The following is a 24,656-nucleotide window of genomic DNA, read 5'->3' on the forward strand; positions in this document are numbered from 1 at the left end:
TCACGCGTCGAGCGTGCGGCGGTACTCGGCGCGCGTCGTCTCCTCCGGCGCGGCGTCCACAGGCGCATCCTCCGCATCGACACGGGACAGCTTCGAGGGCCACCAGATCTTCCGGCCGATGTCGTACGCGAGGGCCGGCACGAGCAGCGAGCGCACGATGAACGTGTCGAGCAGCACGCCGAAGGCGACGATGAAGGCGAGCTGGACGAGGAAGAGGATCTGGATCACGCCGAGCGCCGCGAACGTCGCCGCCAGCACGAGGCCCGCCGAGGTGATCACCCCGCCCGTCGCGACGAGTCCGCGGAGGATGCCGCGGCGCGTCCCGTGCGCCAGCGACTCCTCGCGCACGCGCGACATGAGGAAGATGTTGTAGTCGATGCCGAGGGCGACGAGGAAGACGAAGCCGTAGAGCGGCACGGCGGGATCGCCGCCCGGGAACCCGAACACGTCGTTGAAGACGAGCGCGCTCACGCCCAGCGCCGCCGCGAACGACACGATGACGCTGAGGATCAGCAGCACCGGTGCGAGCACCGAGCGCAGCAGCAGCATGAGGATCAGCAGCACGACGACGAGGATGACGGGGATGATCACCGTCCGGTCGCGGATCGAGGTGTCGTTGGTGTCGAGGTCGACGGCGGTGGTGCCGCCGACGATCCCCTCGAACGGCGCGCCGGCGAGGGAGGCTCGCAGTTCGCGCACCGTCTGCTCGGCCTCGAGAGAGTCCGCCGCGTCCGAGAGGGTGGCCACGAGCATGACGTCGCCGCCGTCCACGGTCGCCTCGGGGGCCGGCGTCCCGGGAGGGCCCTGCGGCGCGAGGACGAGCTCACCGCCCTCGACGCTGACGGCGGCCTGCCCCGACGGCGTGTCAGCGGCCACCACACCGACCGAGTCGACACCGTCCTGACCGGCGACGAGCTCGGCGGCCTCGGGGGCGTCGCCCTCGGACACGATGACGTAGAGCGGGCTGCCCGACCCCGCCGGGAAGTGCTCGGCGAGCACGACCCCGCCGTCCCGCGCTTGGGACTCCCCCAGCACGAGTTCGCTGGCGGGGACGCCGTCCGCCTTCAGCTGGGTGACACCGACGGATGCCGCCAGCAGCACGACCGTCGAGAGGATCCAGACGACCCGCGCGCGGCGCGCGACGAACCGTGCGAGCTTCGCCCACAGCCCGCGGGCGGGCTGCGTCAGGTCGGCGGGGAGCTCCGCCATGCCCGTCTTCGGGATGAACGGCCAGAACGCCGCGCGCCCGACGAGCGCGAGGAGCGCGGGCAGGAAGGTCAGCGCCGACAGCATCGCGAAGGCGATGCCGATCGAGGCGATGGGGCCGAGGGCACGGTTGCTCGCGAGGTCGCTCAGGAGCAGGCAGAGGAGGCCCGCGATGACCGTGCCGCCCGAGGCGAGGATGGGTTCGATCGAGCCCTTCCAGGCGGCGGTCGCGGCATCCCACCTCCGGCGGCCCTCCCCGATCGCCTCCCGGAAGCGCGCGACGTAGAGCAGGGCGTAGTCGGTCGCGGCGCCGATGACGAGGATGAAGAGGATGCCCTGGACCTGACCGTTGAGGACGACGATCCCCGCCTTCGCGAGCCACCACACGCTCAGGAGGGCGACGCAGAGCGCGAACACCGAGGTCAGCAGCACGAGGATCGGCAGCAGCGGCGAACGGTAGACGACCACGAGAATGACGAACACGGCGCCGAGCGCGACGAGCAGCAGCAGGCCGTCGATGCCGGTGAAGCCGGTCGCGAGGTCGGCGGTGAAGCCGGCCGGACCCGTGACCCACGCCTCGAGGGAGTCGGGAGCGTCCGCCGCGACGAGTTCGCGCACCTCGCCGACGATGTCGGTGACCTCCGCCGAGGCGTCGATGGAGACCACCACCTGCGCCGCCTCGCCGTCCTCGGACGGGATGGCGGGCGAGACCTCGAGGACGCCCTCGAGTGCACCGATCTCGTCGGCGACGGTCTGCACGCCCTCGAGGTCGGCGGCGTCGAGACTGCCGGTGCCCTCGAAGACGACGAGCGCCGGGATCGCGTCGCCGCCGAGGAAGTCGTCGAGGCGCTCCTGCACCTGCGTCGACTCGGCGCTCTGCGGCAGGAAGGTCGACTGGTCGTTCGTCGAGACCTCCTCGACCTTGCCGAAATAGGGCCCTCCGATGGATCCCCCGGCGAGCCAGATGACCACGAGGACGAGCGGAAGCGCGATGCGCAGCCAGCGTGAGGATGTCGATGCGGATGACATATACCTAGCTTATCTAGATATACGCTTTTACAACAATCTCAGGATCGCAGGAAGAAGACGATCACCGAGGCGAGCACCGTCACGACGCCCAGCGCACCGCCGCCGACAGCCAGCCCCACCAGCAGTCGCAGGACGGGCGGACGCCTCGTGAACCGCATGCGATCGCGCCAGCCGTGGCGATACCAGATGCGCGCCGTGCCGCCTGCCCCGAGGTGATCGCGGTCGTGAGCAGACAGCTCGGCGGCGTTCACCTCGCCGGCGTCGTCGAGCCACCGCAGGGTGCGACCGTCCTCGTCGAGGTACGCGTCCGCGGGGAGCCAACTGCCGTCGGACGCCCACACGACGAGGGCCGCGATCCCGAAGACGACGGCAGCCCCGAAGCCCACCCACGAGAAGATCTCGAGAATCGCATCGAGGGCCTGTGTCACCCGTGTGTCCTCTGTTCTGGAGCCACCTAAGGGAATCGAACCCTTGACCTATTCATTACGAGTGAATCGCTCTGCCGTCTGAGCTAAGGTGGCGCGCTTCGCTCGCGCGTTGCACGATCATCGATCCTACAGGGTCCGAGGGGATGGTGCGAACGCGCCCCTATCCGGCATCGCAGCGGACGTCGCCGGTGGGCACCTCGCCGTCCTCGACGTACGCCACGACGGTCTCGTCGACGCAGGCGTTCCCCTTGTTGAACCCGGTGTGCCCCTCCCCCACCCGCGTGATCAGGATGCCGGAGCTCAGCTGCTCGGCCAGGGCCGCCGACCACTCGTAGGGGGTCGCGGGGTCGTTCGTGGTGCCGATGACGAGGATCGGCGCCGCCCCGTCGGCGGTGATCTCGCTGCGTGAGCCCGTCGGCGGGTAGGGCCATTCGTCGCAGAGGTCGACGTCGGAGCTCCAGTACGGCGCGAAGGTGGGCGCGTCCTCGGCGACCTGAGCCTCCGCCTCCGCGACGACGTCGGCCGGGTCGGCCGGGTAGTCCATGCAGTTGTACGCCGAGAACGCTTCCGTCGAGTTGTCGAGGTACGACCCGTCGTAGCGGTTGTAGTAGCGGTCGACGAGGGCGAACATCTCGTCGGGATCGCCTTCGAGGACCGCGGTGAGCGCCGACGAGAGCGTCGCCCAGCTGCCCTCGCTGTAGAGCGCCGAGATGATGCCCATCACGAGCGCATCGGCCCCCAGCATCCGCCCGTCCGAGGCCGGCAGCGGGGACGCGTCGACGGCGGCGAGCGCGTCCTCGAGCTGCTGCTGCGCCGCGTCCTGCGCCCCGTCGAACGGGCAGTCCGAGCCGGCGAGGCACCAGGTCAGATAGGCGTCGAGCGCGGATTGGAAACCGGCGGCCTGTCGCGCGCCGACGATCGCGCCCGGGATCGACGGGTCGAGTCCGCCGTCGAGGACGACCCGGCCGACGTTCTGCGGGAAGAGCTTCGCGTACGTCGCGCCGAGGAACGATCCGTACGAGTACCCGAGGTAGGCGAGCTTCTCGTCGCCGAGCACAGCGCGCATGAGGTCAAGGTCGCGGGCCGCGTTCTCGGTGGTGATGAAGGGCAGGATGCCGCCGCTGTTCGCGTCGCAGGCACGGGCGAACGCGGCGGCCGACTGCCGCTGCTCGCCGGCGCGCTCGGGCGTGCCGCGCGGGGCGGCGGGGATGTCGAAGAGGTACCGGTCCATCGCGGCGGCGTCGAGGCAGCGCACCGCCGTGGAGCGTCCGACCCCGCGCGGATCGAAGCCGACGACGTCGTACGACTGCAGCAGCTTCGGCCCGACGGCGAAACCCGCCGACTGCCGGACCATGTCGACGCCGCTCGCACCCGGTCCGCCGGGGTTGACGAACAGCGACCCCTTCGACTCGCCGTTCGAGGCGACGCGGACGATGACGGCGAGGTCGAGGTCGCCGGCGTCGGGGTCGGTCCAGTCGCGCGGCGCGGTGATCGTGCCGCAGAAGTAGCCCCCGTCGTCGAAGCCGGTGCACTGCTCCCACGCGACGTCCTGGCCGTAGAAGTCCTCGAAGCCGGCGGGGGCGCCGGAGACCACCGGCGCGCGGTCGGGGGCGACGGGCGTCCTCGGGGTGCAGCCGGCGAGCATCGCCGCGAGACCGGCCGCCAGGACGGCGGCCGCCGCGCGGCGGAGCACGCCGCGGATCACGACGCGCGCCCCGTCGCGACGGTGATCAGCATGCTCTCGAGGGCCAGGGCGGGGGCGGCATTGCCCTGCAGGTTGGTGCGCGTCAGCGCGATGGCGTCGAGGACGGTCAGGGTGTGCTGCGGCGTCCACGCCGCCGCGAGCGCCTCGATGTCGGGCGTGAGCTCGCGGTTGATGAGCTCGGTCTCGCGGCCGAACTGACGCATGAGCGTGTCGCGGTAGAGCGACTCGAGGTCGGTCAGCACCCGGTCGATCCCGTCGCGCAGGCTGCGGGTCGCGCGCCGCTTCTGCTCGTCCTCGAGGGCGCTGACCTGGCTGCGCACGGCGGGAGGCACGGCGCTGCCCGGAGCGACCCCGAGCGTGCGCAACAGCGCCTCGCGCTCGCTCTCGTCGCGTTCCGCGGTGCGCGCCTTCGCGTCGTCGGTCGCGGACTGCACGATCGTGGCCGCGACCTCGACCGCGTCGCCGACACCGCGCACGCGGAGCACCGCGCGGAGGGTGCGCTCGCGACGCTCACGGGATGCCGCATCCGTCGCCAACCGCTGCGCCATGCCGATGTGGCGCTGTGCGAGCCGGGCCGACTGCTCGGCCACGGCCTCGTCGACGCCCGTCCGCTGGACGATGAGCCGGGCCACGTCGGCGACGTCGGGCTCGCGCAGCCGCAGGATGCGCACGCGCGAGCGGATCGTGGGGAGCAGATCCGCGTCGCTCGGCGCGCAGAGGATCCAGACGGTCTGCTCGGGCGGCTCCTCGAGGGCCTTCAGCAGGACGTTGCTCGTCCGCTCGACCATGCGGTCGGCGTCCTCCATGACCATGACCCGGTAGCGCCCGAGCGACGGCGAGAAGTAGGACCGTTCGACGAGCGAGCGCGCCTCTTTGATCGAGATGATGACGCCCTCGGTGCGGAGGGCCGCGAGGTCGGGGTGGGTCCGCGCCATGACCTGCCGCATCGCGTTCTCGTCGCCCGACTCGGCGATGAGCGCCGCCGCGAACGCGTACGCGAGGGTCGACCGGCCCGATCCCGGCGGTCCGGTGATGAGCCACGCGTGCGCCAGTTGGGAGGGGTCGGATGCCGCGGACCGCAACTGCGCGACGGCCTCGTCCTGACCCCAGACCTCGCCCCACGGGAGCACGTCGGTGGAGGCGGTCATGCCGTTCAGCCTACGAGGTGCCGGGGACGCTCAGGACAGGTGCGGGGCGACGCGGGAGCGGATCTCCGCCGCGATCTCGTCGATCGCCCGCGTCGCGTCGACGACGAGGAAGCGGTCCGGATCGGCTTCCGCGAGCGCGAGGAACGCTGCGCGCACCCGCTCGTGGAACGCGCTCTTCTCGGCTTCGAGCCGGTCGAACGGCTTGTCGGCGGCATCCAATCGTCCGCGCGCCGTCGCCGGATCGACATCGAGCAGAACCGTGATGTCGGGGAGCGCACCCTCGGTGGCCCACAGCGACAGGTCGCGGATCTCCCCTCCGTCGAGCACGCGGCCGGCGCCCTGATAGGCGACCGAGCTGTCGAGGTAGCGGTCCTGGAGGACGACGTCGCCGCGCTCGATCGCCGGCCGCACGAGGGTCGCGACGTGGTGGGCGCGGTCGGCGGCGTAGAGGAGCGCTTCGGCGCGCGGCGCGATGTCGCCGCGGTGGTGCAGGACGATGTCGCGGATGAGGACGCCGACGTCGGTGCCGCCGGGTTCGCGCGTGCGCACGACCCGGCGGCCCTGCTCGCGGAGCCACTGCTCCAGCAGGGCCGCCTGCGTCGTCTTGCCCGAGCCGTCACCCCCCTCGAGGGTGATCCACAGCCCGGAGGTCACTTCTTCTTCGCCGCCGGCTTGCGCGCCGCGGGCTTGCGGGTCGTGCGCTTGGGCGCCGGCCCCTTGGCCCGCTTGTCGGCGAGCATCTGCACGGCGACCTCGAAGGTGATGTCGTCGGGCGTCTGACCGCGCGGGATCGTCACGTTGGTCGTGCCGTCGGTGACGTAGGCCCCGAAACGGCCGTCCTTGATGCGGATCGGCTTGCCGCTGACCGGGTCGGCCTCGAACTCCTTCAGCGAGGTCGCGGCGCGGTTGGCGTACTTCGGCTGCGAGTAGATCTCGAGGGCCTGCTCGAGCGTGATGTCGAAGATCATGTCCTCGCTCGCAATGCTGCGCGAGTCGGTGCCCTTCTTGATGTACGGACCGTACGGACCGTTCTGGGCCGTGATGACGGTGCCGGACTCGGGGTCGACACCCACTTCGCGCGGCAGCGACAGGAGCTTCAGCGCGGTCGCCAGGTCGATCGTCTCGGGCGACATGCTCTTGAACAGCGAGGCGCGCTTGGGCTTGGGTGCCACGGCCTTCTTCGCGCCGCGCTTGGGCTTCGCGTCCTCGGCCGGCGCCTCCTCCTCGGGCAGCACCTCTTCGAGGTAGGGCCCGAAACGACCGTCCTTGATGACGACGTCGCGGCCGTTCTCGGGGTTCTGCCCGAGGACACGGTCGCCGCCGACGGGCGCCTCGATGAGCTCCTGCGCCTTCTCGGGCGTGAGCTCGTCGGGTGCGAGGTCGTCGGGGACGTTGATGCGCCGCGGCGTCTCGGGGTCGTCGCCCGGGACCTCGAGGTACGGACCGTAGCGGCCGAAGCGGAGCACCGCGACGTCGCCGATCCTGGTGGAGTTGATCTCGCGCGCGTCGATGTCGCCCAGGTTGTCGACGATGTTGCGGAGGCCGACGTGGTCCTCGGAGCCGAAGTAGAACTCGCGCAGCCAGGCGGCGCGGTTCTGCTCGCCCCGGGCGATCGCGTCGAGGTCGTCCTCGAGCGCGGCGGTGAAGTCGTAGTCGACGAGATCGGCGAAGTGCTCCTCGAGCAGCCGCACGATGCTGAACGCGAGCCAGCTGGGGACGAGCGCCTGGCCGCGCTTGGACACGTAGCCGCGGTCGAGGATGACGTCGATGATGCTCGCGAAGGTCGAGGGACGGCCGATGCCGCGCTCCTCGAGCGCCTTGACGAGCGACGCCTCGGTGTAGCGGGGCTTGGGGCTCGTCGCGTGGCCCTTCGGCTCGACGTCGGTCAGTCGCAGTGCGTCGCCGACGGCGAGCGCCGGCAGCGACTGGTCGTCGGTGCGGTCGTTGTCGTGGCGCTTCTCGTCGCGACCCTCCTCGTACGCGTCGAGGAAGCCCTTGAACGTGTAGACGGTGCCGGATGCCGTGAACGTCGCCGTGCGACCGGCGGCATCCGCGTCGATCGTGACGGTCGTCGTCTCGTATTTCGCGTCGGCCATCTGGCTGGCGACGGTGCGCTTCCAGATCAGGTCGTAGAGGCGCAGCTCGTCGCGGTCGAGGCCGGAGGTGACCTCCTTGGGCGTGCGGAAGTGCTCGCCCGAAGGACGGATCGCCTCGTGCGCCTCCTGCGCGTTCTTCGCGTTGTTGCGGTAGCTGCGGGGATTGGCGGGCACGGCCTTGTCGCCGTACAGCGCGACGGCCTGCGTGCGCGCCGCGGTGACCGCCTGGGCCGACAGGGCGGTCGAGTCGGTACGCATATAGGTGATGTACCCCTTCTCGTAGAGCCGCTGCGCGACGCCCATGGCGTGCTTGGCGCTCATCGAGAGCTTGCGACCGGCCTCCTGCTGGAGGGTCGAGGTCGTGAAGGGGGGCTTGGGGCTGCGTGTGCCGGGCTTGGCCTCGACGCTGACGACGGATGCCGCGCCCGACGCCTCGAGCGATGCGGCCAGCTCGCGCGCCTGGTCCTCGCTGAGGACGACGACGGCCTTCTTCAGCGCACCGGTGTCGTCGAAGTCGGTGCCGCGCGCCAGAGGGGCGCCGTCGAGGCGGGCGAGGCGGATCGCGAACGAGTCCGCCCCCTTCACGGCGGTCGAGTCGACGTCCCAGTACGAGGCGGACACGAACGCCATGCGCTCGCGCTCGCGCTCGACGACCATGCGGGTCGCGGCGGACTGCACGCGCCCGGCACTCGTGCCCTGACCCACCTTGCGGCGTGTGACGTCCGAGACGTCCCAGCCGTAGAGGCGGTCGAGGATGCGCCGCGTCTCCTGCGCGTCGACGAGGGCGTGATCGAGCTCGCGGGTGTTCTTCACCGCGGCCTGGATCGCGTCCTTCGTGATCTCGTGGAAGACCATGCGCTTGACGGGGACCTTGGGCTTCAGGGTCTCGAGCAGGTGCCACGCGATGGCTTCGCCCTCGCGGTCCTCATCGGTGGCGAGCAGGAGTTCGTCGGCGTTCTTCAGTGCGCGCTTGAGCTCGGCGACCGTCTTCTTGCCGCGGTCGCTCTCCACATAAAGAGGGGTGAAGTCGTTCTCGATGTCGATGGAGTACTTGCCGACGGAGGTCTTCTTCAGATCCGCCGGGATGTCCTTCTTGTCGGCGAGGTCGCGGATGTGCCCGACCGAACTCATGACCTCGTATCCGTCACCCAGGTATCCCTGGATCGAGCGCATCTTCGTCGGCGACTCGACGATGACGAGCTTCTTGCCCTGTGCCACGTGGGGTCCTTTCTTCGTTGCACACCATACACACCGCCTTGTCAAGAGCACGCTGAGAGCGGTTGCGGTCCGGCGCGTCACCCGGCTCCGGGCGGCGGGCCGGCGCGGGCGCGCGCCCGCGCGTCCAGGGGGCCGACGCCGATCGAGACCTCGATCGTGGCGATGAGGCCGTCGATGCGACACGCGGAGACCGATGCGCCCACGCGCGAGGCGACGTCCGCGGCGCGTGCGCACGGTTCGCCGGGAACGAGTCCCGACGCGGTGTCGGCGGCCGCCAGGGCTGCGGCGTCGGCGGCTCCTGCGGCGCGCGCGGCGGTCGCCGCCGCCCCTCCGGCCGCGAGAAATCCGATCGCGAGGGTCGCCGTCACCGCCAGGACGCCGACGGTCGTCGCCGATCCCGCCATCAGTCCCCCTCCCGCGCGGGCAGGGCGCACGACGATGCGCGCAGGTCGGCCAGCGGCAGCGGGACCCCCGGTGCCGCGGTGAGATCGACGCAGACGAGGTCGCCGTCCCGGCGGGTCCCGACCTCGGCGCCCGAGGCGAGGGCGCGCGCGGCGGCGACCACCCGATCGGCGGGCTCCTCCCGAGCGGCCAGACGCGCCGCCTGCGCGGCCGCGTGCTCGAGCCGCACCTGCCGACCGCCCACGGAGAGCGCCGAGACCGCGAGCACGAGCACGAGGACGACGGCGGGGACCGTCACGGCGAACTCCGCCGCGACCGATCCCCGCTCGTCGCGCCTCATGAGACGGTCAGGGCGCGCCGCACCAGGTCGGTGAGGATGCCGCGCACCTCGTCCGAGCGCATGATGATGACGAGCAGGCCCGCGAAAGCGACCGCCGCCATCGTCGCGATGGCGTATTCGGCGGTCGCCGCGCCGGTCTCGTCGGCGAACAGTTCCGCCGCGCGACGGCGGGTCAGGGTGGGCAGGTCGTGGGATGTCATGATCTCCTCCGATGTGGGTTGTGGATGTGGGCACGTCTAGGGCTCACAGCGTGAGCGGGGTCGTGGTGAGGACCGAGAGCAGCATCGGGCCGACGCCGAGCAGCAGGAACGCGGGGAGGGTGCAGACCCCGAGCGGCAGCAGGAGCCGACCGGACAGGGCGGCGGCGCGCAGCCGGCCCTCCGTCCGCGCCGCCTGACGGCGCGCCGCGGCATCCGCTCGCAGCAGTTCGACAGCGGGGGCTCCGGCGGAGCGGGAGAGGGCGAGCACCGCGCCGGTCTCACTCGACGGCGCGAGGCCCGACGCCGCCGCCGCGACCTCGATCGCGCGCGGGATGGAGACGCCGCCCGAGAGGGCGATCGCGATCACCTCGGCGTCCAGGCCCGGGATGTCGTCCCCCGGCTGCGCCCGGGCGACGAGGCCGCGCGTCCACCGGTGGGTGAGGAGCATCAGGGACCCTCCCGCCACGAGACACACGGCGCCCGCCGGAGTGGCGAGGGCCGTGAACGGGTCGAAACCGAGCGCCGCCCCCAGCCCCAACGCGACGAGGGGCAACCACGCGATGAGGCGGGCCGTCGTCTGCGGCTCGGCGAGCGCCGTGCGTACGTCGTCGCGCGCCTGATGGGCGTCGCGGAGCGCCTCGGCGAGGCCGCGCAGGCTCGCCGCCAGGGGCGCCCCGACGACGGTCGCGACCTGCCACGCCACCCCGATCTGGCGCCATGCCTCACCGCGTTCGGCGAGAGCGGATGCCGGCGGATCCCCCGCGTCGAGGCGGGCGCAGACCGCGCCGGCGGTGTCGTCCCCCGCCGCGGCCAGGTGGCGCCAGGCCGCGCCCGGCGCGATGCCGGCGTGCAGCAGGACCGCGAGACGCTGGACGACGGCGGCGACCGCTGCCGCGTCGGGTGCCGCCGCGGCATCCGCTCTCCTCCGGCGCCTCACGGGAGGTCCTCCACGCCGAGCCGGTCGCCGCGCACGACGGGACGCGCGATCCCGGTCACGCGCCGCACCCCGTCACGACCCCGCTCGATGTGCACGATCGCGCCGATCGCGCTGGCGGTCTGCCGCGCGAGCGCCCGGTCGTCCATGCCGGCGAGGGCGCCGAGCGCTTCGAGGCGCGCGGGCACGTCGGCGATCCCGCTCGCGTGGACGGTGCCCGCGCCGCCGTCGTGTCCCGTGTTGAGCGCGGTCAGCAGTTCGCGGACCTCCTCACCGCGGCACTCCCCCACCACGAGACGATCCGGCCGCATCCGCAGCGCCTCGCGCAGCAGGCGCCCGAGCGAGATCGCCCCGACGCCCTCGAGGTTCGCCTGCCGCGCCTCGAGGCGGACGTGGTGCGGGTGGGCGATGCGCAGCTCCGCGACGTCTTCGATCGTGACGATCCGTTCCGACACCGGGACCCGCCCGAGGAGCGCCGCGAGCAGCGTCGTCTTGCCGGCGCCGGTGGCCCCCGTCACGAGGATGTTCGCCCGCTCGTCGACGAGTCTCTCGAGGCGTGCGCCCGTCGCGGCGTCGAAGGTGCCGCGACGGCCCAGCTCGTCGAGGTCGGCCATGCCGGTCCCGGGCAGCCGGATCGAGATCGTCGCGCCCGTGCAGGCGATGGGCGGCAGGACCGCATGGACCCGCACCCCGTGCTCCCACCGCACGTCGGCACACGGCGTCGCGTCGTCGAGGTGCCGCCCTCCCAGCGCGATCAGCCCGACGGCGAGCTCGCGGACGGCCTCCTCGTCGAGGCGCCAGTCCGGGATCCGTTCCGCTCCCCCACCCCGGTCCACGTACAACCCCTGCGTGCCGTTGACGAAGACGTCGGTCACCTCGGGGTCGGCGAGGTAGCGCCGCAGCGGCGCGACGACGGGATGCGGCGGCACCGGGCGCGGCTCGGCGGACGCCGTGCGGCCCCGCGGAGCGACGATGAACGGATGCGGCATGCCCGAGACGCTAGGCGCGGCGACGGGCGCGCCCCGGCGGCCGTCGGGCAGCGGTGGAGGACCGCGTCCGCACTCGAGGTGTGCAGGAATCGGCGCACCCCGCCCGGGAAAAGGAGAAGGGCGGCACCCATTGGGGGGGAGGGTGCCGCCCACGCGACCGCGCTTCAGGGGGGATCAGCGGGGCCGCGAAGCCGAATCGATGTTCGGGCGGTAACGATCTTACGCTCATCGGCGGAGTGCACGTTCACAGACACTCGATGGTTGCCCCGCACCCACTATCGGCGGTAGTAGACGACGACGAGCGATCCTAGAGTGACCGCATCGCAGGACGAGGCCACGACGGCCCGACGCAAAGGAGCGCCGCATGAGCAGCCAGATCGACCACCTCCTCACCGAGACCCGCCGCTTCGCGCCGTCCGCGGAGTTCGCGGCCCAGGCCAACGCCCACGCCGACCTGTACGAGGCCGCCGCGCAGGATCGCGAGGCCTTCTGGGCCGAGCAGGCGCGTGCCCTCCACTGGCACACTCCGTTCACGAAGACCCTGGACTGGTCGAACCCGCCGTTCGCCACCTGGTTCGAGGACGGCGAACTGAACGTCGCCTACAACTGCCTCGACCGGCATGTCGAGGCGGGCCTCGGCGACCGCGTCGCCCTGCTCTGGGAGGGCGAGCCCGGCGACGAGCGCCGGGTGACCTACGCGGAGCTGACCGACGAGGTCAAGCGTCTCGCGAATGTCCTGACCGACCTCGGGGTCGAGGCCGGCGACCGCGTCGCCATCTACCTGCCGATGATCCCCGAGGCCGTCGCCTCGATGCTGGCCGTCGCGCGCATCGGCGCGATCCACTCCGTCGTCTTCGGCGGCTTCTCGGCCGACAGCCTGCGCTCGCGCATCGACGACGCCGGCGCCAAGCTCGTCATCACGAGCGACGGCGGCTACCGCAAGGGCAAGGTGTCCCCCCTCAAGCCCGCCGTCGACCAAGCGCTCGCCGACCGCGGCCACGGCCCGCAGGAGACGGTCGAGCACGTCCTCGTCGTCAAGCGCACCGACAACGAGGTGAGCTGGCAGGACGGGCGCGACCTGTGGTGGCACGACCTCGTGCCCGCGGCATCCGCTGATCACGTCGCGCAGCCGTTCCCGGCCGAGGACCCGCTCTTCATCCTCTACACGTCGGGGACGACCGGAAAGCCGAAGGGCATCCTGCACACGAGCGGCGGCTACCTCACGCAGGCCGCCTTCACGAACAAGGTCGTGCACGACCTGCACGCCGAAACCGACGTCTACTGGTGCACGGCCGACATCGGCTGGATCACCGGGCACACCTACGTCACCTACGGTCCGCTCGCCAACGGCGCGACGCAGGTGATCTACGAGGGGACGCCCGACACCCCGCATCCGGGCCGCTGGTGGGAGATCGTCGCGAAGTACGGCGTGACGATCCTCTACACGGCCCCGACGGCGATCCGGTCGTTCATGAAGCTCGGCCGCAGCATCCCCGAGCAGCACGACCTGTCCTCGCTGCGCCTGCTCGGCAGCGTGGGTGAGCCCATCAACCCCGAGGCGTGGATGTGGTACCGCCACGTCATCGGCGGCGACACGGCACCGATCGTCGACACGTGGTGGCAGACCGAGACCGGCGCGATCATGGTGTCGGCGCTGCCCGGCGTCACCGAGACGAAGCCGGGCAGCGCTCAGGTGCCGCTCCCCGGCATCAGCCTCAACGTCGTCGACGAGAAGGGTCAGGTCGTCGGCAACGGCAACGGCGGCCTCCTCGTGCTGACCGAACCGTGGCCGAGCATGCTTCGCGGCATCTGGGGCGACCCCGAGCGGTTCAAGGAGACCTACTGGGACAAGTTCGCCGACCTCGGCTACTACTTCGCCGGCGACGGGGCTCGCCTCGACGAGGACGGGGACGTCTGGTTCCTCGGCCGCGTCGACGACGTCATGAACGTCTCGGGGCACCGGTTGTCGACGACCGAGATCGAATCGGCCCTCGTCGGCAACGAGGCAGTCGCCGAGGCCGCAGTTGTCGGCGCGTCCGATGAGACGACCGGTCAGGCGGTGGTGGCGTTCTGCGTCATCAAGGAGTCGTACATGAAGGCGCACTCGCTCGACGGCCTCGTCGACACGCTGCGCGTGTGGGTCGGCGAGCAGATCGGCCCCATCGCGAGGCCGCGCGACGTCTACATCGTCACGGAACTCCCCAAGACCCGCAGCGGCAAGATCATGCGGCGCCTGCTGCGCGACGTGGCGGAGGGGCGCGAGGTCGGCGACACCACGACCCTCGCCGACACGATGGTCATGTCGACGATCAAGGGGCAGGTCACGAAGAAGTAGCGCGGCCGGCGGCCCGGTCGATCAGGCGTGCGAGAACACGACCTCGACTTCGACCGGGCTGTCCAGCGGCAGCACGGGCACACCGACGGCGGAGCGCGCGTGACGGCCGGCGTCGCCGAAGATCTCGCCCAGCACGCTGCTCGCGCCGTTGATCACGACGGGCTGGCCGGTGAACTCGGGGACGGATGCCACGAATCCCGTCACCTTCAGGACGCCGGTCAGCCGGTCGACACCGCCCACGGCGGCCGCGGCGGCGGCGATGGCGTTGAGCGCGCACTGGCGCGCGAGCGCGGCGGCGTCGTCCGCGGAGACGAGGCCCTCACCCTCGCCCACCTTCCCGGTGGCCGGGAGCGCGCCGTCGACCATGGGGAGCTGCCCCGCCGTGTAGACGAGGTCGCCGTGCACCTTGGCCGAGATGTAGGCCGCCAGCGGCGGGACGACGGAGCCGAGCTCGATGCCCAGCTCGGCGAGTCGCGCGGAGACCGACATCAGCCCTGCCCGAACTGTCGGGCGGCCTGAGCCGCGGCATCCAGTCCGGCGTTGGCGGAGCCGTCGCCGCCCGAGGGGCGCTTGAAGTAGCCGACGAGGCCGCCCTCGGGGCCGGTCACCACCTGCACGAGCTCCCACCCCTGCTTGCCCCAGTTGTTGAGGATCGCGGCGGTGTTGTGGATGAGCAGGGGCGTGGTCATGTACTCCCACGTGGTCATGCGGTGCTCCCGGAGGTCGAGGCGGGGCGGCCCTGACGGGCGCGACGACGGGAGCGTCACCGAGGCGTCACCCAGCTATCTCCCTTACGATCAGCCTATGCCCCACTCGAAACGCACGGCCACCGGTGTGCTCGGAGGCCTGTTGGGCCTCATCGGTCTGAGCACTGCGGCCGCTCTCCTCGTCACGGCGACCATCACTCCCGCGATCGCCGTTTCCGGCTACGCCGCGACGAGCGCGATCAAGATGTTCGAGAACATGCCGAGCTATCTCAAGATCGAGAAGCTCATGCTGCCGACGACGATCTACGCGAAGGACGACGAGGGCAAGGACGTCAAGCTCACCGAGTTCTACGATCAGAACCGCATCCCGGTCACCTTCGACCAGGTGAACCCGGTGATGTACGACGCGATCCTCTCGAGTGAGGACAAGAACTTCTACACGCACGGCGGCGTCGACCTGCTCGGCACGCTGAGCGCGCTCGCCCGCAACGCGAGCTCCGGCTCGAACCGCGGTGGATCCTCGATCACTCAGCAGTACGTCAAGAACGTCCTGCAGCAGACCTGCGAGGCGAAGGCCGTCGGTACCGAGCAAGTTCAGGCCTGCTACAAGGAGTCCACCGCAAACCGAGGCACGGCGGGCTACCAGCGCAAGATCCAGGAGATGCGCTACGCCATCCAGCTCGAGAAGGAGTACTCGAAGGACGAGATCCTCCTCGGTTACCTCAACATCGCGCACTTCGGCGGGACTGTCTATGGCATCGGCGCGGCCGCGCGGCACTACTTCGACACCACGCCCGACAAGCTGACCATCGGTCAGGCGGCAGTGATCGCCGGCATGGTGCAGGCGCCCAACACGCTCCGCATCGACCGGCCCGACGGCTCGACGACGACCAGCGACGGCACGCCTGTCAACGGCGCCGGTGACGGTTACAAGCTCAGCAAGGCGCGTCAGGTCTACGTCTTGAACCGCCTGCTCAAGGACAAGAAGATCACGCAGGCGGAGCACGACGAAGCCGTGGCCGCCCCCATCGAGCCGAAGATCACGTCGCGCCCGCAGGGGTGTTCCGAGGCTGAGGGGGCCGAATTCTTCTGCGCGTACGTCACGTCGATCATTCGCGGCGACAAGGCGTTCGGTGAGAGCGAGGCGGACCGCATCGCGGCGCTGCGTCGTGGCGGGCTGAGCGTCTACACGACGCTCGACCTATCCCTGCAGGAGGCCGCGAACAAGGCAATCTCCGTCGTCCCCGCGAGCGTCGATTACATGGACCTCGGTGCCTCGGGCGTCCAGGTCGAAGTCGGCACGGGTCGCGTGCTCTCCATGGTTCAGAACCGCCCGTGGGCGGATCAGGCCGACGACAAGACGACCACCCAGGTCAACTACAACGTCCCCGCGCGCAACGGCGGCGGCGGTCACTCGGCCGGATCGACCTACAAGGTGTTCAGCCTCATCAACTGGATGCAGCAGGGTCACTCGGTCAACGAGATGCTCAACGGACGCGTCGGCACCAAGACGGTGCAGACCTGCGACGGTGCGACGCAGACCGTCTACACCGGTGAGGGGACCGGACCCGACGGCCAGCCCCGCATCGGCAACTTCGAGCGCAACCGGGGCTACACCGGCACCGTCGCCCGCTTCACGAAGGACTCGCTGAACTCGGGCTTCCTGACCATGGCCGAGAAGATCCCGGTCTGCACGACGAACAAGGTGGCTGGCGACCTGGGCGTGACGCTCGGCAACGGCCAGCCGCTCGACCAGAACAACAACCCCTACGACGTCCTCGGCTCGCAGGATGTCGCGCCCATCGACATGGCGAACGCGTACGCCGCGATCGCCTCAAACGGCACGCTCTGCGCCGCGAAGGCCATCGACCGCGTCGTCAACGCGGACGGCGAGGAGCAGCCGATCCCCGACACGAAGTGCGAGCGCAAGCTCAGCGAGGACGTCGCGGCAACTGCGGCCTACGTCCTGCAGAGCGTGATGACCGGGAGCGGAACCGGTAGCGGTGCGCGCACGTTCGACGGTGTTCCGATCTTCGGCAAGACCGGCATCCACCAGTTCCTCCACACCTGGATGATCGGCTCGAGCACCGAGGTCACCACCGCGGTCTGGGTCGGCAACGTCAAGGGCCAGGAGCGCCTCGAGAACCACTACGAGAGCGGCTACCGCCTCTCGCGCATCCGCAACTCGATCTGGCCCGCCATGCAGCGCGCCGCGAACGAGGAGTTCGGTGGCTCGAAGTTCCCCGAGCCCTCCACGGAGCTCACCAAGCGCAGCTACGCGCGGCTGCCGAGCGTCATCGGCCTCGACGTCGACGCCGCGACCGACCGTATCGAGGACGCCGGCTTCAGCGTCGTCGTCGGCGAGCCCGTGTCCTCGCCCGAGGCCGAGGGCACGATCGTGTCGCAGACGCCCGGCGCGGGCCGCGTCGTCTCGGGCACGACGGTCACCATCAACCCGAGTGACGGCGAAGGCGTCGTGGTCCCGGGCGTGAGCGGCACCCCGGAGCAGGCGGCGCGGGCACTGTCCGACGCCGGCTTCCGGAACGTCGCGCAGACGTGCGAGGACGACGACGGCGCACCCGCAGAGGGTGTCGTCACCGGCACGGATCCCGCCGCCGGCGAAACCGTGAGCCGCGACGCCACGATCACCATCGAGTACCAGTCCGCCGACTGCGACGGCAACGGTGACGGTGACGGCGGCGGCAACGGGGGCGGCGGCAACGGCCGCGGCAACGGTCCCGGCAACGGCAACGGTCCGTGAGGCCGGCTGGTCACACCGCCCTCACCGCGCTCGGCGCGGTGGGGGCGGTCGGCGTCGCCGCCGGCGTCTGGGGCGTCGGGATCGAGCGGTATCTCTTCACGCTCCGGCGTCATGAGCTGACCGTCCTGCCGCCGGGGAGCCCCTCGGTCACCCTCCTCCACCTGTCCGACGCCCACATGGCGCCGTGGCAGCACCGAAAGCAGCGCTGGATCGCCGACATCGCGGACCGCATCCAACCCGACCTCGTCGTGAACACGGGCGACAACCTGGGGCACGTCGACGGTCTGCGCGGCATCCGGGCGGCGTTCGCGCCCCTCCGCGGCGTACCCGGGTTCTTCGTGCACGGGTCGAACGACAAGGTCGCCCCCAGCGCCCGCAACCCGATCAAGTACCTCCTCGGCCCGTCGGGACCGCAGAACCACGAGTCCTTCACTCCGTCGCTCGACACCGACGCCCTCGACGACTACCTGACGGGCCTCGGCGAGACGCTCATCGACAACACCGCCGCGAGCATCCGCGTCGGCGGTGTCCGCATCGACGGCTTCGGGGTCGACGACGCGCACCGCGACTTCGACGACCTCGACGCCTCCACCCACGCGCTCCGTGCCCTCGGCGCCGGCGCAGACGTCCGCCTGGGGGTCACGCACGCTCCCTACCGACGGGTGCTGGACGCGTTCACGGATGCCGGTGCCGACCTCCTCATCGGCGGGCACACGCACGGCGGCCAGGTCCGCATCCCCTTCTCGAAGAAGGCGCTCGTGTCGAACTGCGACATCCCGCTCGAGAAGGCGCGCGGGCTCAGCTCGTGGACGCACGACGGACGCACGGTGCCGCTGAACGTCAGCGCCGGCCTCGGCCACTCGATCTACGCACCCGTGCGCTTCGCGTGCCGACCCGAGGCATCCGTCCTCGTCCTCCGCGCCCGACGCGCCGACGATTCGCCCGAGGGGCGGTCGGCAGGGTAAGCTTGGAGGGTTGCCACGGGGTGTGGCGCAGCTTGGTAGCGCGCGTCGTTCGGGACGACGAGGCCGCAGGTTCAAATCCTGTCACCCCGACCGCAGAGAGGCTCCGCCGGATTCCGGCGGGGCCTTTCGCATCCCTCCTCGGAGGGGCCATCGCACCTTCCACGGAACCGGAGCCCCATGACCTCTCCCCGCCTCGTGGCCTTCGACCTCGACGACACGCTCGCGCCCTCCAAGAGCGCCATCGATCCGCGGATCGGCGAGCAGCTGCTGCGCCTCGCGGAGCGCGTCGAGGTCGCGATCATCTCGGGTGGCCAGCTGCAGCAGTTCCGCTCGCAGGTCGTCGAGCGCCTGCCCGAAGCGGATGCCGGCCTGCTGGCGCACATCCACCTGATGCCCACGTGCGGCACGCAGTACTACCGCCTCACCGCGGACGGCATCGAGACGGTCTACGCCCTCTCCCTCACCGACGACGAGAAGCAGCGCGCACTCGCGGCCGTCGAGGAGGAGGCGAAGCGCCTGGGCCTGTGGGCCGAGCAGACGTGGGGACCGATCCTCGAGGACCGCGGGTCGCAGATCACCTTCTCGGCGCTCGGTCAGTCCGCTCCCCTCGACGCCAAGACGGCGTGGGACCCGACCGGGGAGAAGAAGAACACGCTGCGCGACGCGGTGGCCGCCCGCATCCCGGACCTGGAGGTCCGCTCCGGCGGGTCCACCTCGGTCGACATCACGCACCGCGGGATCGACAAGGCCTACGGCATGCGCAAACTCGCCGAGCAGACCGGCATCCCGCTCGACGACATGCTGTTCGTGGGCGACCGCCTCGACGAGCACGGCAACGACTACCCCGTCCTCGCGATGGGCGTGACCTGCCACGCCGTCGAGGGCTGGGAGGACACTGCCGCCTACCTGGACGAGCTGATTCCGACCCTGCGGGCCCGCTGAGCCGCCTCAGCGCAGCCTGCCGCCCGACTCGCGCAGGTAGCACCGGGCGCACATCGACTCGTACGTGACGCGGTCGGCGGACAGTTCGTCGATCGCGACCTGGTCGCCGTCGAAGACGAACCGGCCGCCCACCAGCCGCGCGTTGAACAGCGCCTTACTGCCGCAGCGGCAGATGGTCTTCAGCTCTTCGAGACTGTGGGCGAGCTCCATGAGCCGCGCGGACCCCGGGAAGGCCCGCGTCTGGAAGTCGGTGCGGATGCCGTAGGCGAGGACGGGGATGCCGTCGTTCACCGCGATCCGCAGCAGGTCGTCGATCTGATCGGGCACGAGGAACTGGGCCTCGTCGATCAGCAGGCACGCGACGTCGGTGCGCGTGTCGGGGACGAGCGCCGCATCGGCCTCGAGCTGCACCCGCCGGCGATGCTCCGCGAACAGCGCGCGGGCGTCGTCCTCCGGCCCGATGAGGAAGTCGACCTTGCGCTCGACGCCCAGCCTGCTGGAGATCTGGTCGGCGCCCTTGGTGTCGATCTCGGGCTTGGCCAGCAGCACGTGCTGCCCGCGCTCCTCGTAGTTGAAGGCGGCCTGCAGCAGCGCCGTCGACTTGCCCGAGTTCATCGCGCCGTAGCGGAAGTAGAGCTTCGCCACGGATGCGTCTCAGGCGTTGATCTTGAGGGCAGCCGCGGTCGTCTGCAGGACCTCGTGCGCCGTCTCCGGTGCGTCGTTGAGCGTCCGACCGTACGTGGGGATGAGCTCCTTGAGGGTCGGCTCCCACCCCGGCAGGCGGTCGGCGAAGCAGGTCTTCAGCAGACCCAGCATGATCGACGCGCCGGTGGATGCGCCCGGCGAAGCACCCAGCAGTCCTGCGATGGAGCCGTCCGCGGAGCTGACGACCTCGGTGCCGAACTGCAGCACACCACCCTTCTTCGGGTCCTTCTTCATGACCTGCGCGCGCTGACCGGCCTGCAGGAGCTCCCAGTCCTCATCGCGGGCGCTGGGCATGAAGTCGCGGAGCGAGTCGACCTTCTTCGCGTGACCCTTGAGGAGCTCGCTGACGAGGTACTTGATGAGACCGGGGTTGTCGATGGCCACCTTCAGCATCGGCAGGATGTTGCCGGGGCGCACCTGGGCGATGATGTCGGTCATCCGACCGTTCTTGAGGAACTTCGGGCTGAACGTCGCGAACGGGCCGAACAGCAGCGACGCCTCCCCGTCGACGACGCGCGTGTCGAGGTGCGGCACCGACATGGGCGGCGCGCCCACCGACGCCTGCGAGTACACCTTCGCCTTGTGCTGCGCGACGAGCTCGGGCTTGGAGGTCTTCAGCCACTGGCCGCCGATCGGGAAGACCCCGTAGCCCGAGATCTCGGGGATGCCGGAGCGCTGCAGGAGCTTGATGGCCCAGCCGCCGGCGCCCACGAACACGAACCGCGCACGCACCTTGCCGGGAGTGCGTCCGACGGTGTGGCGGTAGGTGACCTCCCACGTGCCGTCCTTCTGACGCTTCAGGTCGCGCACCTCGCGGTTGGTCTCGACGTCGACGCCCTGCGCGGCGAGGTGCTCGAACAGCTGACGGGTGAGGGACCCGAAGTCGACGTCGGTGCCCGCGGGGACACGCGTGGCCGCGAAGGGCTCACCCTTGCGGCGCTGCTGCATGAGCAGCGGAGCCCACTGGTTGATGACGCGGGAGTCCTCGGAGTACTCGATGCCGGCGAACAGCGGCTGCTCCTTGAGCACCTCGTAGCGCTTCTTGAGGAACGCGACATCCTTCTCGCCGCGGACGAAGGTCATGTGCGGCGTCGCGTTGATGAACGTCGACGGCTCGTCGAGCACGCCGCGCTCGACGAGGGCGCTCCACAGCTGCCGGGACTGCTGGAACTGCTCGTTGATCCCGATCGCCTTCGCCGGGTCGATCGTGCCGTCGGGCCCTTCGGGCGTGTAGTTCAGCTCGCAGAGGGCCGCGTGGCCCGTACCCGCGTTGTTCCACGCGTTGGAGGACTCCTGCGCGACCTCGGAGAGACGCTCGAACACGCCGATCTTCCAGTCCGGCTCGAGCTGCTGCAGCAGGGTGCCGAGCGTGGCGCTCATGATGCCGCCGCCGATCAGCAGGGCGTCGTACACCTCCGTCGGACTCGCCGCGGCGGGGCTGCTCGCGGCGGCGTTCTCTGCGGCGTGATCGTCTGCTCCGGGATTGTCAGTCACGGTCATCCAGTCTACGTCGCCCGACCACCGGCGATCGCCGTCGGGGCGCCCCCGGCGGTGCAGGAATCTCGGTTCTTTCCCCAGGTGAAACACGGATGCCGGGTGCCGCCGCGCGGGGACGGGGGCACCCGGCATCCGCCCTCAGACGCGGGCGGTCAGGTTCGCGGCGACGAGCTCGGCGATCTGGACCGCGTTCAGAGCGGCCCCCTTGCGCAGGTTGTCGTTGCTGATGAACAGGACGAGGCCCTTACCCTCGGGCGCGGACTGGTCGGCACGGATGCGGCCGACGAGGCTCGGGTCGGCGCCGGCGGCGGCGAGGGGGGTCGGCACGTCGGCGAGGGCGACCCCCGCGGCGTCGGCGAGGACCTCTCGCGCACGGGCGGGAGTGATGTCGCGCGCGAACTCGGCGTGGATCGACAGCGAGTGGCCCGTGAAGACGGGAACGCGGACGCAGGTCCCGGCGACGCGGAGGTCGGGAAGCTCGAGGATCTTGCGGCTCTCGTTGCGGAGCTTCTTCTCCTCGTCGGTCTCGCCCTCGCCGTCGTCGACGAGGTTGCCGGCGAAGGGGATGACGTTGAACGCGATGGGGGCGACGTACTTCTGCGGCGCCGGGAACTCGACGGCGGCGCCGTCGTGGACGAGACCGATCGCGCCGCCCTGGCCGACCACCGACTCCACCTGGCCGAGCAGCTCCTCGGCCCCCGCCAGACCCGAGCCCGACACCGCCTGGTAGGTGCTGACGGTCAGGCGGACGAGCCCGGCTTCGACGTGCAGGGGCTTGAGCACGGGCATGGCGGCCATGGTCGTGCAGTTCGGGTTGGCGATGATGCCCTTGGGCAGATCCTCGATCGCGTGCGGGTTGACCTCGCTGACGACGAGCGGGACCTCGGGGTCCATCCGCCAGGCGCTCGAGTTGTCGATGACGACGGCGCCCGCCTCGGCGAACCGCGGCGCGTGGGCGCGCGAGCCCGTCGCGCCGGCCGAGAACAGCGCGATCTGGATGCCGGCGGGGTCGGCCGTCGCGACGTCCTCGACGACGATCTCGCGGCCGTCGACCTCGATCGTCGAGCCGGCCGAGCGGGCCGTCGCGAACAGGCGGAGCTCACGGATCGGGAACGCGCGCTCGACGAGGATGTCGCGCATCACCGTCCCGACCTGGCCGGTGGCGCCGACGACGGCGACGGAGAATCCCGAATCGGAGAAGACGGTCATGGTGCGGTTCCTCGGGGGTGCGGCGCCGCGCGACGAGGCGTCGCGACAGGGCGCAGGAGAGCGGGTTCCGGCGATTCTACCGGCGCCGCGGGTGCCGTGATCCGCATGTGTCGCCCGGGCGTCACACCCAGGCGCGCAGCTTGCCGGGGTGGCGCATCATCCAGACGTCCGTGATCCGCTGGCCGTCGGTCGCGAACGTCACGACCGCGGCGACGGCGCCGCCCAGGCGTATCACGAAACCGAGGCCGTCGCCGGTGACCGCCGGCTCGTACACCGCCGCGGGCTGCTTCTGAGCCAGCCCGAGCAGGAACCGCGCGACGTGGTCGGCACCGCGCACCGGCCGCCTGGCCGCGGAGACGACCCCGCCGCCGTCCGAGACGAGGACGACGTCGGGCGCGAGCACGCGGACGAGGGCGTCGAGCCGCCCCGTCGCACTCGCGGCGGCGAACGCGGCCACGACCTCGTCGTGCCGGCTGCGCGGGACGGTGGCCCCCGGGCGGCGGTCGACGTGACGACGAGCGGATGCCGCCAGCTGTCGGCACGCGGCGGGTGAACGCCCCAGCACCTCGGCGATCTCCCCGAACGGCACCGCGAACACGTCGTGCAGCACGAACGCCACGCGCTCGGCCGGGGTGAGGGTCTCGAGGACGAGCAGGAGCGCCGTCGAGACGCTCTCGGCCCCGGCGGCGGCATCGGCGGGGTCGCCGCCGGCGGACTCGGCGGGGACCGGCTCGGGGAGCCACTCCCCCACGTAGATCTCATGGCGCGCCCGCGCCGAGCCGAGCACGTCGAGGCAGATCCGACCCGTCACCCGCATGAGCCAGCCCGCGGGGTTCGCGATCTCCGTCCGCTCGGTGTCGCTGAGGCGCACCCAGCGGACGTACGCCTCCTGCACGGCGTCCTCGGCCTCGGCGAGCGTCCCGAGCATGCGATGGGCCGCGGCGACGAGGATGCGGCGGTGCGCGTCGGCCTGGCCGACCGCGGCATCCGGTCGCGTCGCGGCATCCGTCATCGCGATCTCCATCCCCGGCCTCACATTCGCGGAGGCTGCGTCGTCACCACAGTGACACACCTTCGGAAGGGGAGAGATGAAGATCGCAGTGGCAGGCGGAACGGGCACCGTCGGACGACTCGTGGTGGAGCGGGTGCGCGCAGCGGGGCACGAGCCCGTCGTCCTCTCGCGGGCGGCGGGGGTCGATCTGCGCGACCGCGCGGCGACCGATCGCGCGCTGGTGGGCGTCGACGCCCTGATCGACGCGGCCAGCGTCGGGACCACCCGCGCGACGACGTCGACGGAGTTCTTTCGCGCCGCCTCCGGCACGCTCCTCGCGGCGGCCCGGGCGGCGGGTGTGGCGCACGCGGTGCTGCTGTCGATCGTCGGGATCGACCGCAACCCGAACGGCTACTACGCCGGCAAGGTCGTGCAGGAGGAGCTGTTCGAACGCGGCACGGTGCCCTGGACGATCCTGCGGGCGACCCAGTTCCACGAGTTCGCCGGGCAGGTGGCGTCGCAGGCACGGCTGGGGCCGCTGCAGCTCGCTCCGCGCGCCCGCGTGCAGCCGGTCGCCGCCGCCGAGGTCGCGGCGCGACTGGTCGCCCTCGCCGTCTCGGGACCGCAGGGACGTGCGGCGGACCTCGCGGGGCCCCGCGAGGAACGCCTCGAGCGCATCATCCGGGCGTGGGTGCGACGGGACGGCTCGCGGACCCCCGTCATCCCCGTCGGCATCCCGGGAGCGCAGATGCGCGGCATGCGCGCCGGGCTGAACCTGCCGACCGCGGGGGCGACACTCGCCGGGCCGACCTTCGACGACTGGCTCGCCGCGCAGGGATGAAGCCCGGC

At 71.2% G+C, this 24,656-nt stretch carries 22 protein-coding genes and 2 tRNA genes; 6 read left to right on the plus strand and 18 right to left on the minus strand.

Going from position 1 to position 24,656, the window contains the following annotated elements:
- The 12 genes from ACPEH0_RS05035 to ACPEH0_RS05090 form a co-directional block, all read right to left on the minus strand.
- A complete protein-coding gene (locus ACPEH0_RS05035) occupies window positions 1-2,235 on the minus strand; it encodes an MMPL family transporter (RefSeq protein ID WP_366213923.1) in 2,235 nt (744 codons plus the stop codon).
- A 38-nt stretch (window positions 2,236-2,273) separates the two neighbouring features.
- On the minus strand, window positions 2,274-2,663 hold the full coding sequence (locus ACPEH0_RS05040) for a hypothetical protein (RefSeq protein WP_311860057.1): 390 nt from the start codon (window positions 2,661-2,663) through the stop codon (window positions 2,274-2,276).
- Between the two features lie 17 nt (window positions 2,664-2,680).
- A tRNA-Thr gene (locus tag ACPEH0_RS05045) sits at window positions 2,681-2,756 on the minus strand.
- Between the two features lie 67 nt (window positions 2,757-2,823).
- Window positions 2,824-4,368, minus strand: coding sequence for an alpha/beta hydrolase (locus ACPEH0_RS05050; RefSeq protein WP_366213922.1), 1,545 nt, complete (start codon window positions 4,366-4,368; stop codon window positions 2,824-2,826).
- Complete coding sequence (locus tag ACPEH0_RS05055) at window positions 4,365-5,516, minus strand: DNA polymerase III subunit delta' (RefSeq protein WP_366213921.1); 1,152 nt, start codon at window positions 5,514-5,516, stop codon at window positions 4,365-4,367. Before ACPEH0_RS05055 ends, ACPEH0_RS05050 begins: the two co-directional genes overlap by 4 nt.
- A 30-nt stretch (window positions 5,517-5,546) precedes the next feature.
- A complete protein-coding gene (tmk, locus tag ACPEH0_RS05060) occupies window positions 5,547-6,170 on the minus strand; it encodes a dTMP kinase (protein ID WP_217530906.1) in 624 nt (207 codons plus the stop codon).
- Window positions 6,167-8,830, minus strand: a complete 2,664-nt coding sequence (topA, locus tag ACPEH0_RS05065) for a type I DNA topoisomerase (protein ID WP_366213920.1) — start codon at window positions 8,828-8,830, stop codon at window positions 6,167-6,169. The genes tmk and topA overlap by 4 nt, the downstream gene beginning before the upstream one ends.
- Before the next feature lie 77 nt (window positions 8,831-8,907).
- Window positions 8,908-9,234, minus strand: coding sequence for an Rv3654c family TadE-like protein (locus tag ACPEH0_RS05070; protein WP_366213919.1), 327 nt, complete (start codon window positions 9,232-9,234; stop codon window positions 8,908-8,910).
- A complete protein-coding gene (locus ACPEH0_RS05075) occupies window positions 9,234-9,572 on the minus strand; it encodes a TadE family type IV pilus minor pilin (protein ID WP_366213918.1) in 339 nt (112 codons plus the stop codon). Before ACPEH0_RS05075 ends, ACPEH0_RS05070 begins: the two co-directional genes overlap by 1 nt.
- Window positions 9,569-9,772, minus strand: coding sequence for a DUF4244 domain-containing protein (locus ACPEH0_RS05080; protein ID WP_064003058.1), 204 nt, complete (start codon window positions 9,770-9,772; stop codon window positions 9,569-9,571). Before ACPEH0_RS05080 ends, ACPEH0_RS05075 begins: the two co-directional genes overlap by 4 nt.
- A 43-nt stretch (window positions 9,773-9,815) precedes the next feature.
- Window positions 9,816-10,709 carry a type II secretion system F family protein gene (locus tag ACPEH0_RS05085; protein ID WP_366213917.1) on the minus strand — a complete coding sequence of 298 codons (894 nt, stop codon included), beginning with the start codon at window positions 10,707-10,709 and terminating at the stop codon, window positions 9,816-9,818.
- Window positions 10,706-11,695: a TadA family conjugal transfer-associated ATPase gene (locus tag ACPEH0_RS05090; protein ID WP_366213915.1), complete on the minus strand. Its 990-nt coding sequence runs from the start codon at window positions 11,693-11,695 to the stop codon at window positions 10,706-10,708. The genes ACPEH0_RS05085 and ACPEH0_RS05090 overlap by 4 nt, the downstream gene beginning before the upstream one ends.
- A gap of 364 nt (window positions 11,696-12,059) precedes the next feature.
- Here ACPEH0_RS05090 and acs point away from each other — a divergent pair, with 364 nt between their 5' ends.
- Window positions 12,060-14,030 carry an acetate--CoA ligase gene (gene acs, locus ACPEH0_RS05095; RefSeq protein ID WP_366213914.1) on the plus strand — a complete coding sequence of 657 codons (1,971 nt, stop codon included), beginning with the start codon at window positions 12,060-12,062 and terminating at the stop codon, window positions 14,028-14,030.
- A gap of 21 nt (window positions 14,031-14,051) precedes the next feature.
- Here the strand turns inward: acs and ACPEH0_RS05100 are convergent, their stop codons facing one another.
- Complete coding sequence (locus ACPEH0_RS05100) at window positions 14,052-14,519, minus strand: RidA family protein (protein ID WP_366213913.1); 468 nt, start codon at window positions 14,517-14,519, stop codon at window positions 14,052-14,054.
- Window positions 14,519-14,737 carry a DUF4177 domain-containing protein gene (locus tag ACPEH0_RS05105; RefSeq protein ID WP_064003053.1) on the minus strand — a complete coding sequence of 73 codons (219 nt, stop codon included), beginning with the start codon at window positions 14,735-14,737 and terminating at the stop codon, window positions 14,519-14,521. Before ACPEH0_RS05105 ends, ACPEH0_RS05100 begins: the two co-directional genes overlap by 1 nt.
- Window positions 14,738-14,834: 97 nt before the next feature.
- On the opposite strand from ACPEH0_RS05105, the gene ACPEH0_RS05110 reads away from it, so the two are divergent.
- From ACPEH0_RS05110 to ACPEH0_RS05125, 4 genes are all read left to right on the plus strand, one after another.
- On the plus strand, window positions 14,835-17,498 hold the full coding sequence (locus ACPEH0_RS05110) for a transglycosylase domain-containing protein (RefSeq protein ID WP_366213912.1): 2,664 nt from the start codon (window positions 14,835-14,837) through the stop codon (window positions 17,496-17,498).
- Entirely contained in the window at window positions 17,495-18,463 is a 969-nt protein-coding gene (locus ACPEH0_RS05115) for a metallophosphoesterase (RefSeq protein WP_366213911.1), read from the plus strand. The genes ACPEH0_RS05110 and ACPEH0_RS05115 overlap by 4 nt, the downstream gene beginning before the upstream one ends.
- A gap of 16 nt (window positions 18,464-18,479) precedes the next feature.
- Window positions 18,480-18,553: transfer RNA gene (locus ACPEH0_RS05120), tRNA-Pro, on the plus strand.
- 87 nt (window positions 18,554-18,640) lie between these two features.
- Window positions 18,641-19,405 carry an HAD-IIB family hydrolase gene (locus ACPEH0_RS05125; protein ID WP_366213910.1) on the plus strand — a complete coding sequence of 255 codons (765 nt, stop codon included), beginning with the start codon at window positions 18,641-18,643 and terminating at the stop codon, window positions 19,403-19,405.
- Between the two features lie 6 nt (window positions 19,406-19,411).
- Here ACPEH0_RS05125 and ACPEH0_RS05130 read toward each other — a convergent pair whose 3' ends face one another.
- The 4 genes from ACPEH0_RS05130 to sigJ all read right to left on the minus strand — a co-directional run bounded on the left by ACPEH0_RS05130 (window position 19,412) and on the right by sigJ (window position 23,840).
- Window positions 19,412-20,050 carry a thymidine kinase gene (locus tag ACPEH0_RS05130; protein ID WP_366213909.1) on the minus strand — a complete coding sequence of 213 codons (639 nt, stop codon included), beginning with the start codon at window positions 20,048-20,050 and terminating at the stop codon, window positions 19,412-19,414.
- A 9-nt stretch (window positions 20,051-20,059) separates the two neighbouring features.
- On the minus strand, window positions 20,060-21,610 hold the full coding sequence (locus tag ACPEH0_RS05135) for a malate:quinone oxidoreductase (RefSeq protein ID WP_366213908.1): 1,551 nt from the start codon (window positions 21,608-21,610) through the stop codon (window positions 20,060-20,062).
- Between the two features lie 135 nt (window positions 21,611-21,745).
- Window positions 21,746-22,816, minus strand: a complete 1,071-nt coding sequence (locus ACPEH0_RS05140; protein ID WP_366213907.1) for an aspartate-semialdehyde dehydrogenase — start codon at window positions 22,814-22,816, stop codon at window positions 21,746-21,748.
- Window positions 22,817-22,937: 121 nt separating this feature from the next.
- Window positions 22,938-23,840, minus strand: a complete 903-nt coding sequence (gene sigJ / locus ACPEH0_RS05145; protein WP_366213906.1) for an RNA polymerase sigma factor SigJ — start codon at window positions 23,838-23,840, stop codon at window positions 22,938-22,940.
- A 64-nt stretch (window positions 23,841-23,904) separates the two neighbouring features.
- Between sigJ and ACPEH0_RS05150 the strand changes: the two genes are divergently transcribed.
- The gene (locus ACPEH0_RS05150) at window positions 23,905-24,648 is read left to right on the plus strand and encodes an SDR family oxidoreductase (RefSeq protein ID WP_366213905.1); all 744 of its coding nucleotides are present in this window, start codon (window positions 23,905-23,907) and stop codon (window positions 24,646-24,648) included.
- Window positions 24,649-24,656: the final 8 nt, after the last annotated feature.

Origin of the sequence: Microbacterium sp. NPDC079356, from assembly GCF_049545465.1 — a bacterium.
Classification (GTDB): domain Bacteria; phylum Actinomycetota; class Actinomycetes; order Actinomycetales; family Microbacteriaceae; genus Microbacterium; species Microbacterium gawkjiense.

Coding starts and splice junctions, on each gene's coding strand:
- ACPEH0_RS05035 (WP_366213923.1), bottom strand. CDS start 2,235: ATGTCATCCGCATCGACATCCTCACGCTGGCTGCGCATCGCGCTTCCG.
- ACPEH0_RS05055 (WP_366213921.1), bottom strand. CDS start 5,516: ATGACCGCCTCCACCGACGTGCTCCCGTGGGGCGAGGTCTGGGGTCAG.
- ACPEH0_RS05070 (WP_366213919.1), bottom strand. CDS start 9,234: ATGGCGGGATCGGCGACGACCGTCGGCGTCCTGGCGGTGACGGCGACC.
- ACPEH0_RS05075 (WP_366213918.1), bottom strand. CDS start 9,572: ATGAGGCGCGACGAGCGGGGATCGGTCGCGGCGGAGTTCGCCGTGACG.
- ACPEH0_RS05080 (WP_064003058.1), bottom strand. CDS start 9,772: ATGACATCCCACGACCTGCCCACCCTGACCCGCCGTCGCGCGGCGGAA.
- ACPEH0_RS05090 (WP_366213915.1), bottom strand. CDS start 11,695: ATGCCGCATCCGTTCATCGTCGCTCCGCGGGGCCGCACGGCGTCCGCC.
- acs (WP_366213914.1), top strand. CDS start 12,060: ATGAGCAGCCAGATCGACCACCTCCTCACCGAGACCCGCCGCTTCGCG.
- ACPEH0_RS05100 (WP_366213913.1), bottom strand. CDS start 14,519: ATGTCGGTCTCCGCGCGACTCGCCGAGCTGGGCATCGAGCTCGGCTCC.
- ACPEH0_RS05105 (WP_064003053.1), bottom strand. CDS start 14,737: ATGACCACGTGGGAGTACATGACCACGCCCCTGCTCATCCACAACACC.
- ACPEH0_RS05110 (WP_366213912.1), top strand. CDS start 14,835: ATGCCCCACTCGAAACGCACGGCCACCGGTGTGCTCGGAGGCCTGTTG.
- ACPEH0_RS05125 (WP_366213910.1), top strand. CDS start 18,641: ATGACCTCTCCCCGCCTCGTGGCCTTCGACCTCGACGACACGCTCGCG.
- ACPEH0_RS05135 (WP_366213908.1), bottom strand. CDS start 21,610: ATGACCGTGACTGACAATCCCGGAGCAGACGATCACGCCGCAGAGAAC.
- ACPEH0_RS05140 (WP_366213907.1), bottom strand. CDS start 22,816: ATGACCGTCTTCTCCGATTCGGGATTCTCCGTCGCCGTCGTCGGCGCC.
- sigJ (WP_366213906.1), bottom strand. CDS start 23,840: ATGGAGATCGCGATGACGGATGCCGCGACGCGACCGGATGCCGCGGTC.
- ACPEH0_RS05150 (WP_366213905.1), top strand. CDS start 23,905: ATGAAGATCGCAGTGGCAGGCGGAACGGGCACCGTCGGACGACTCGTG.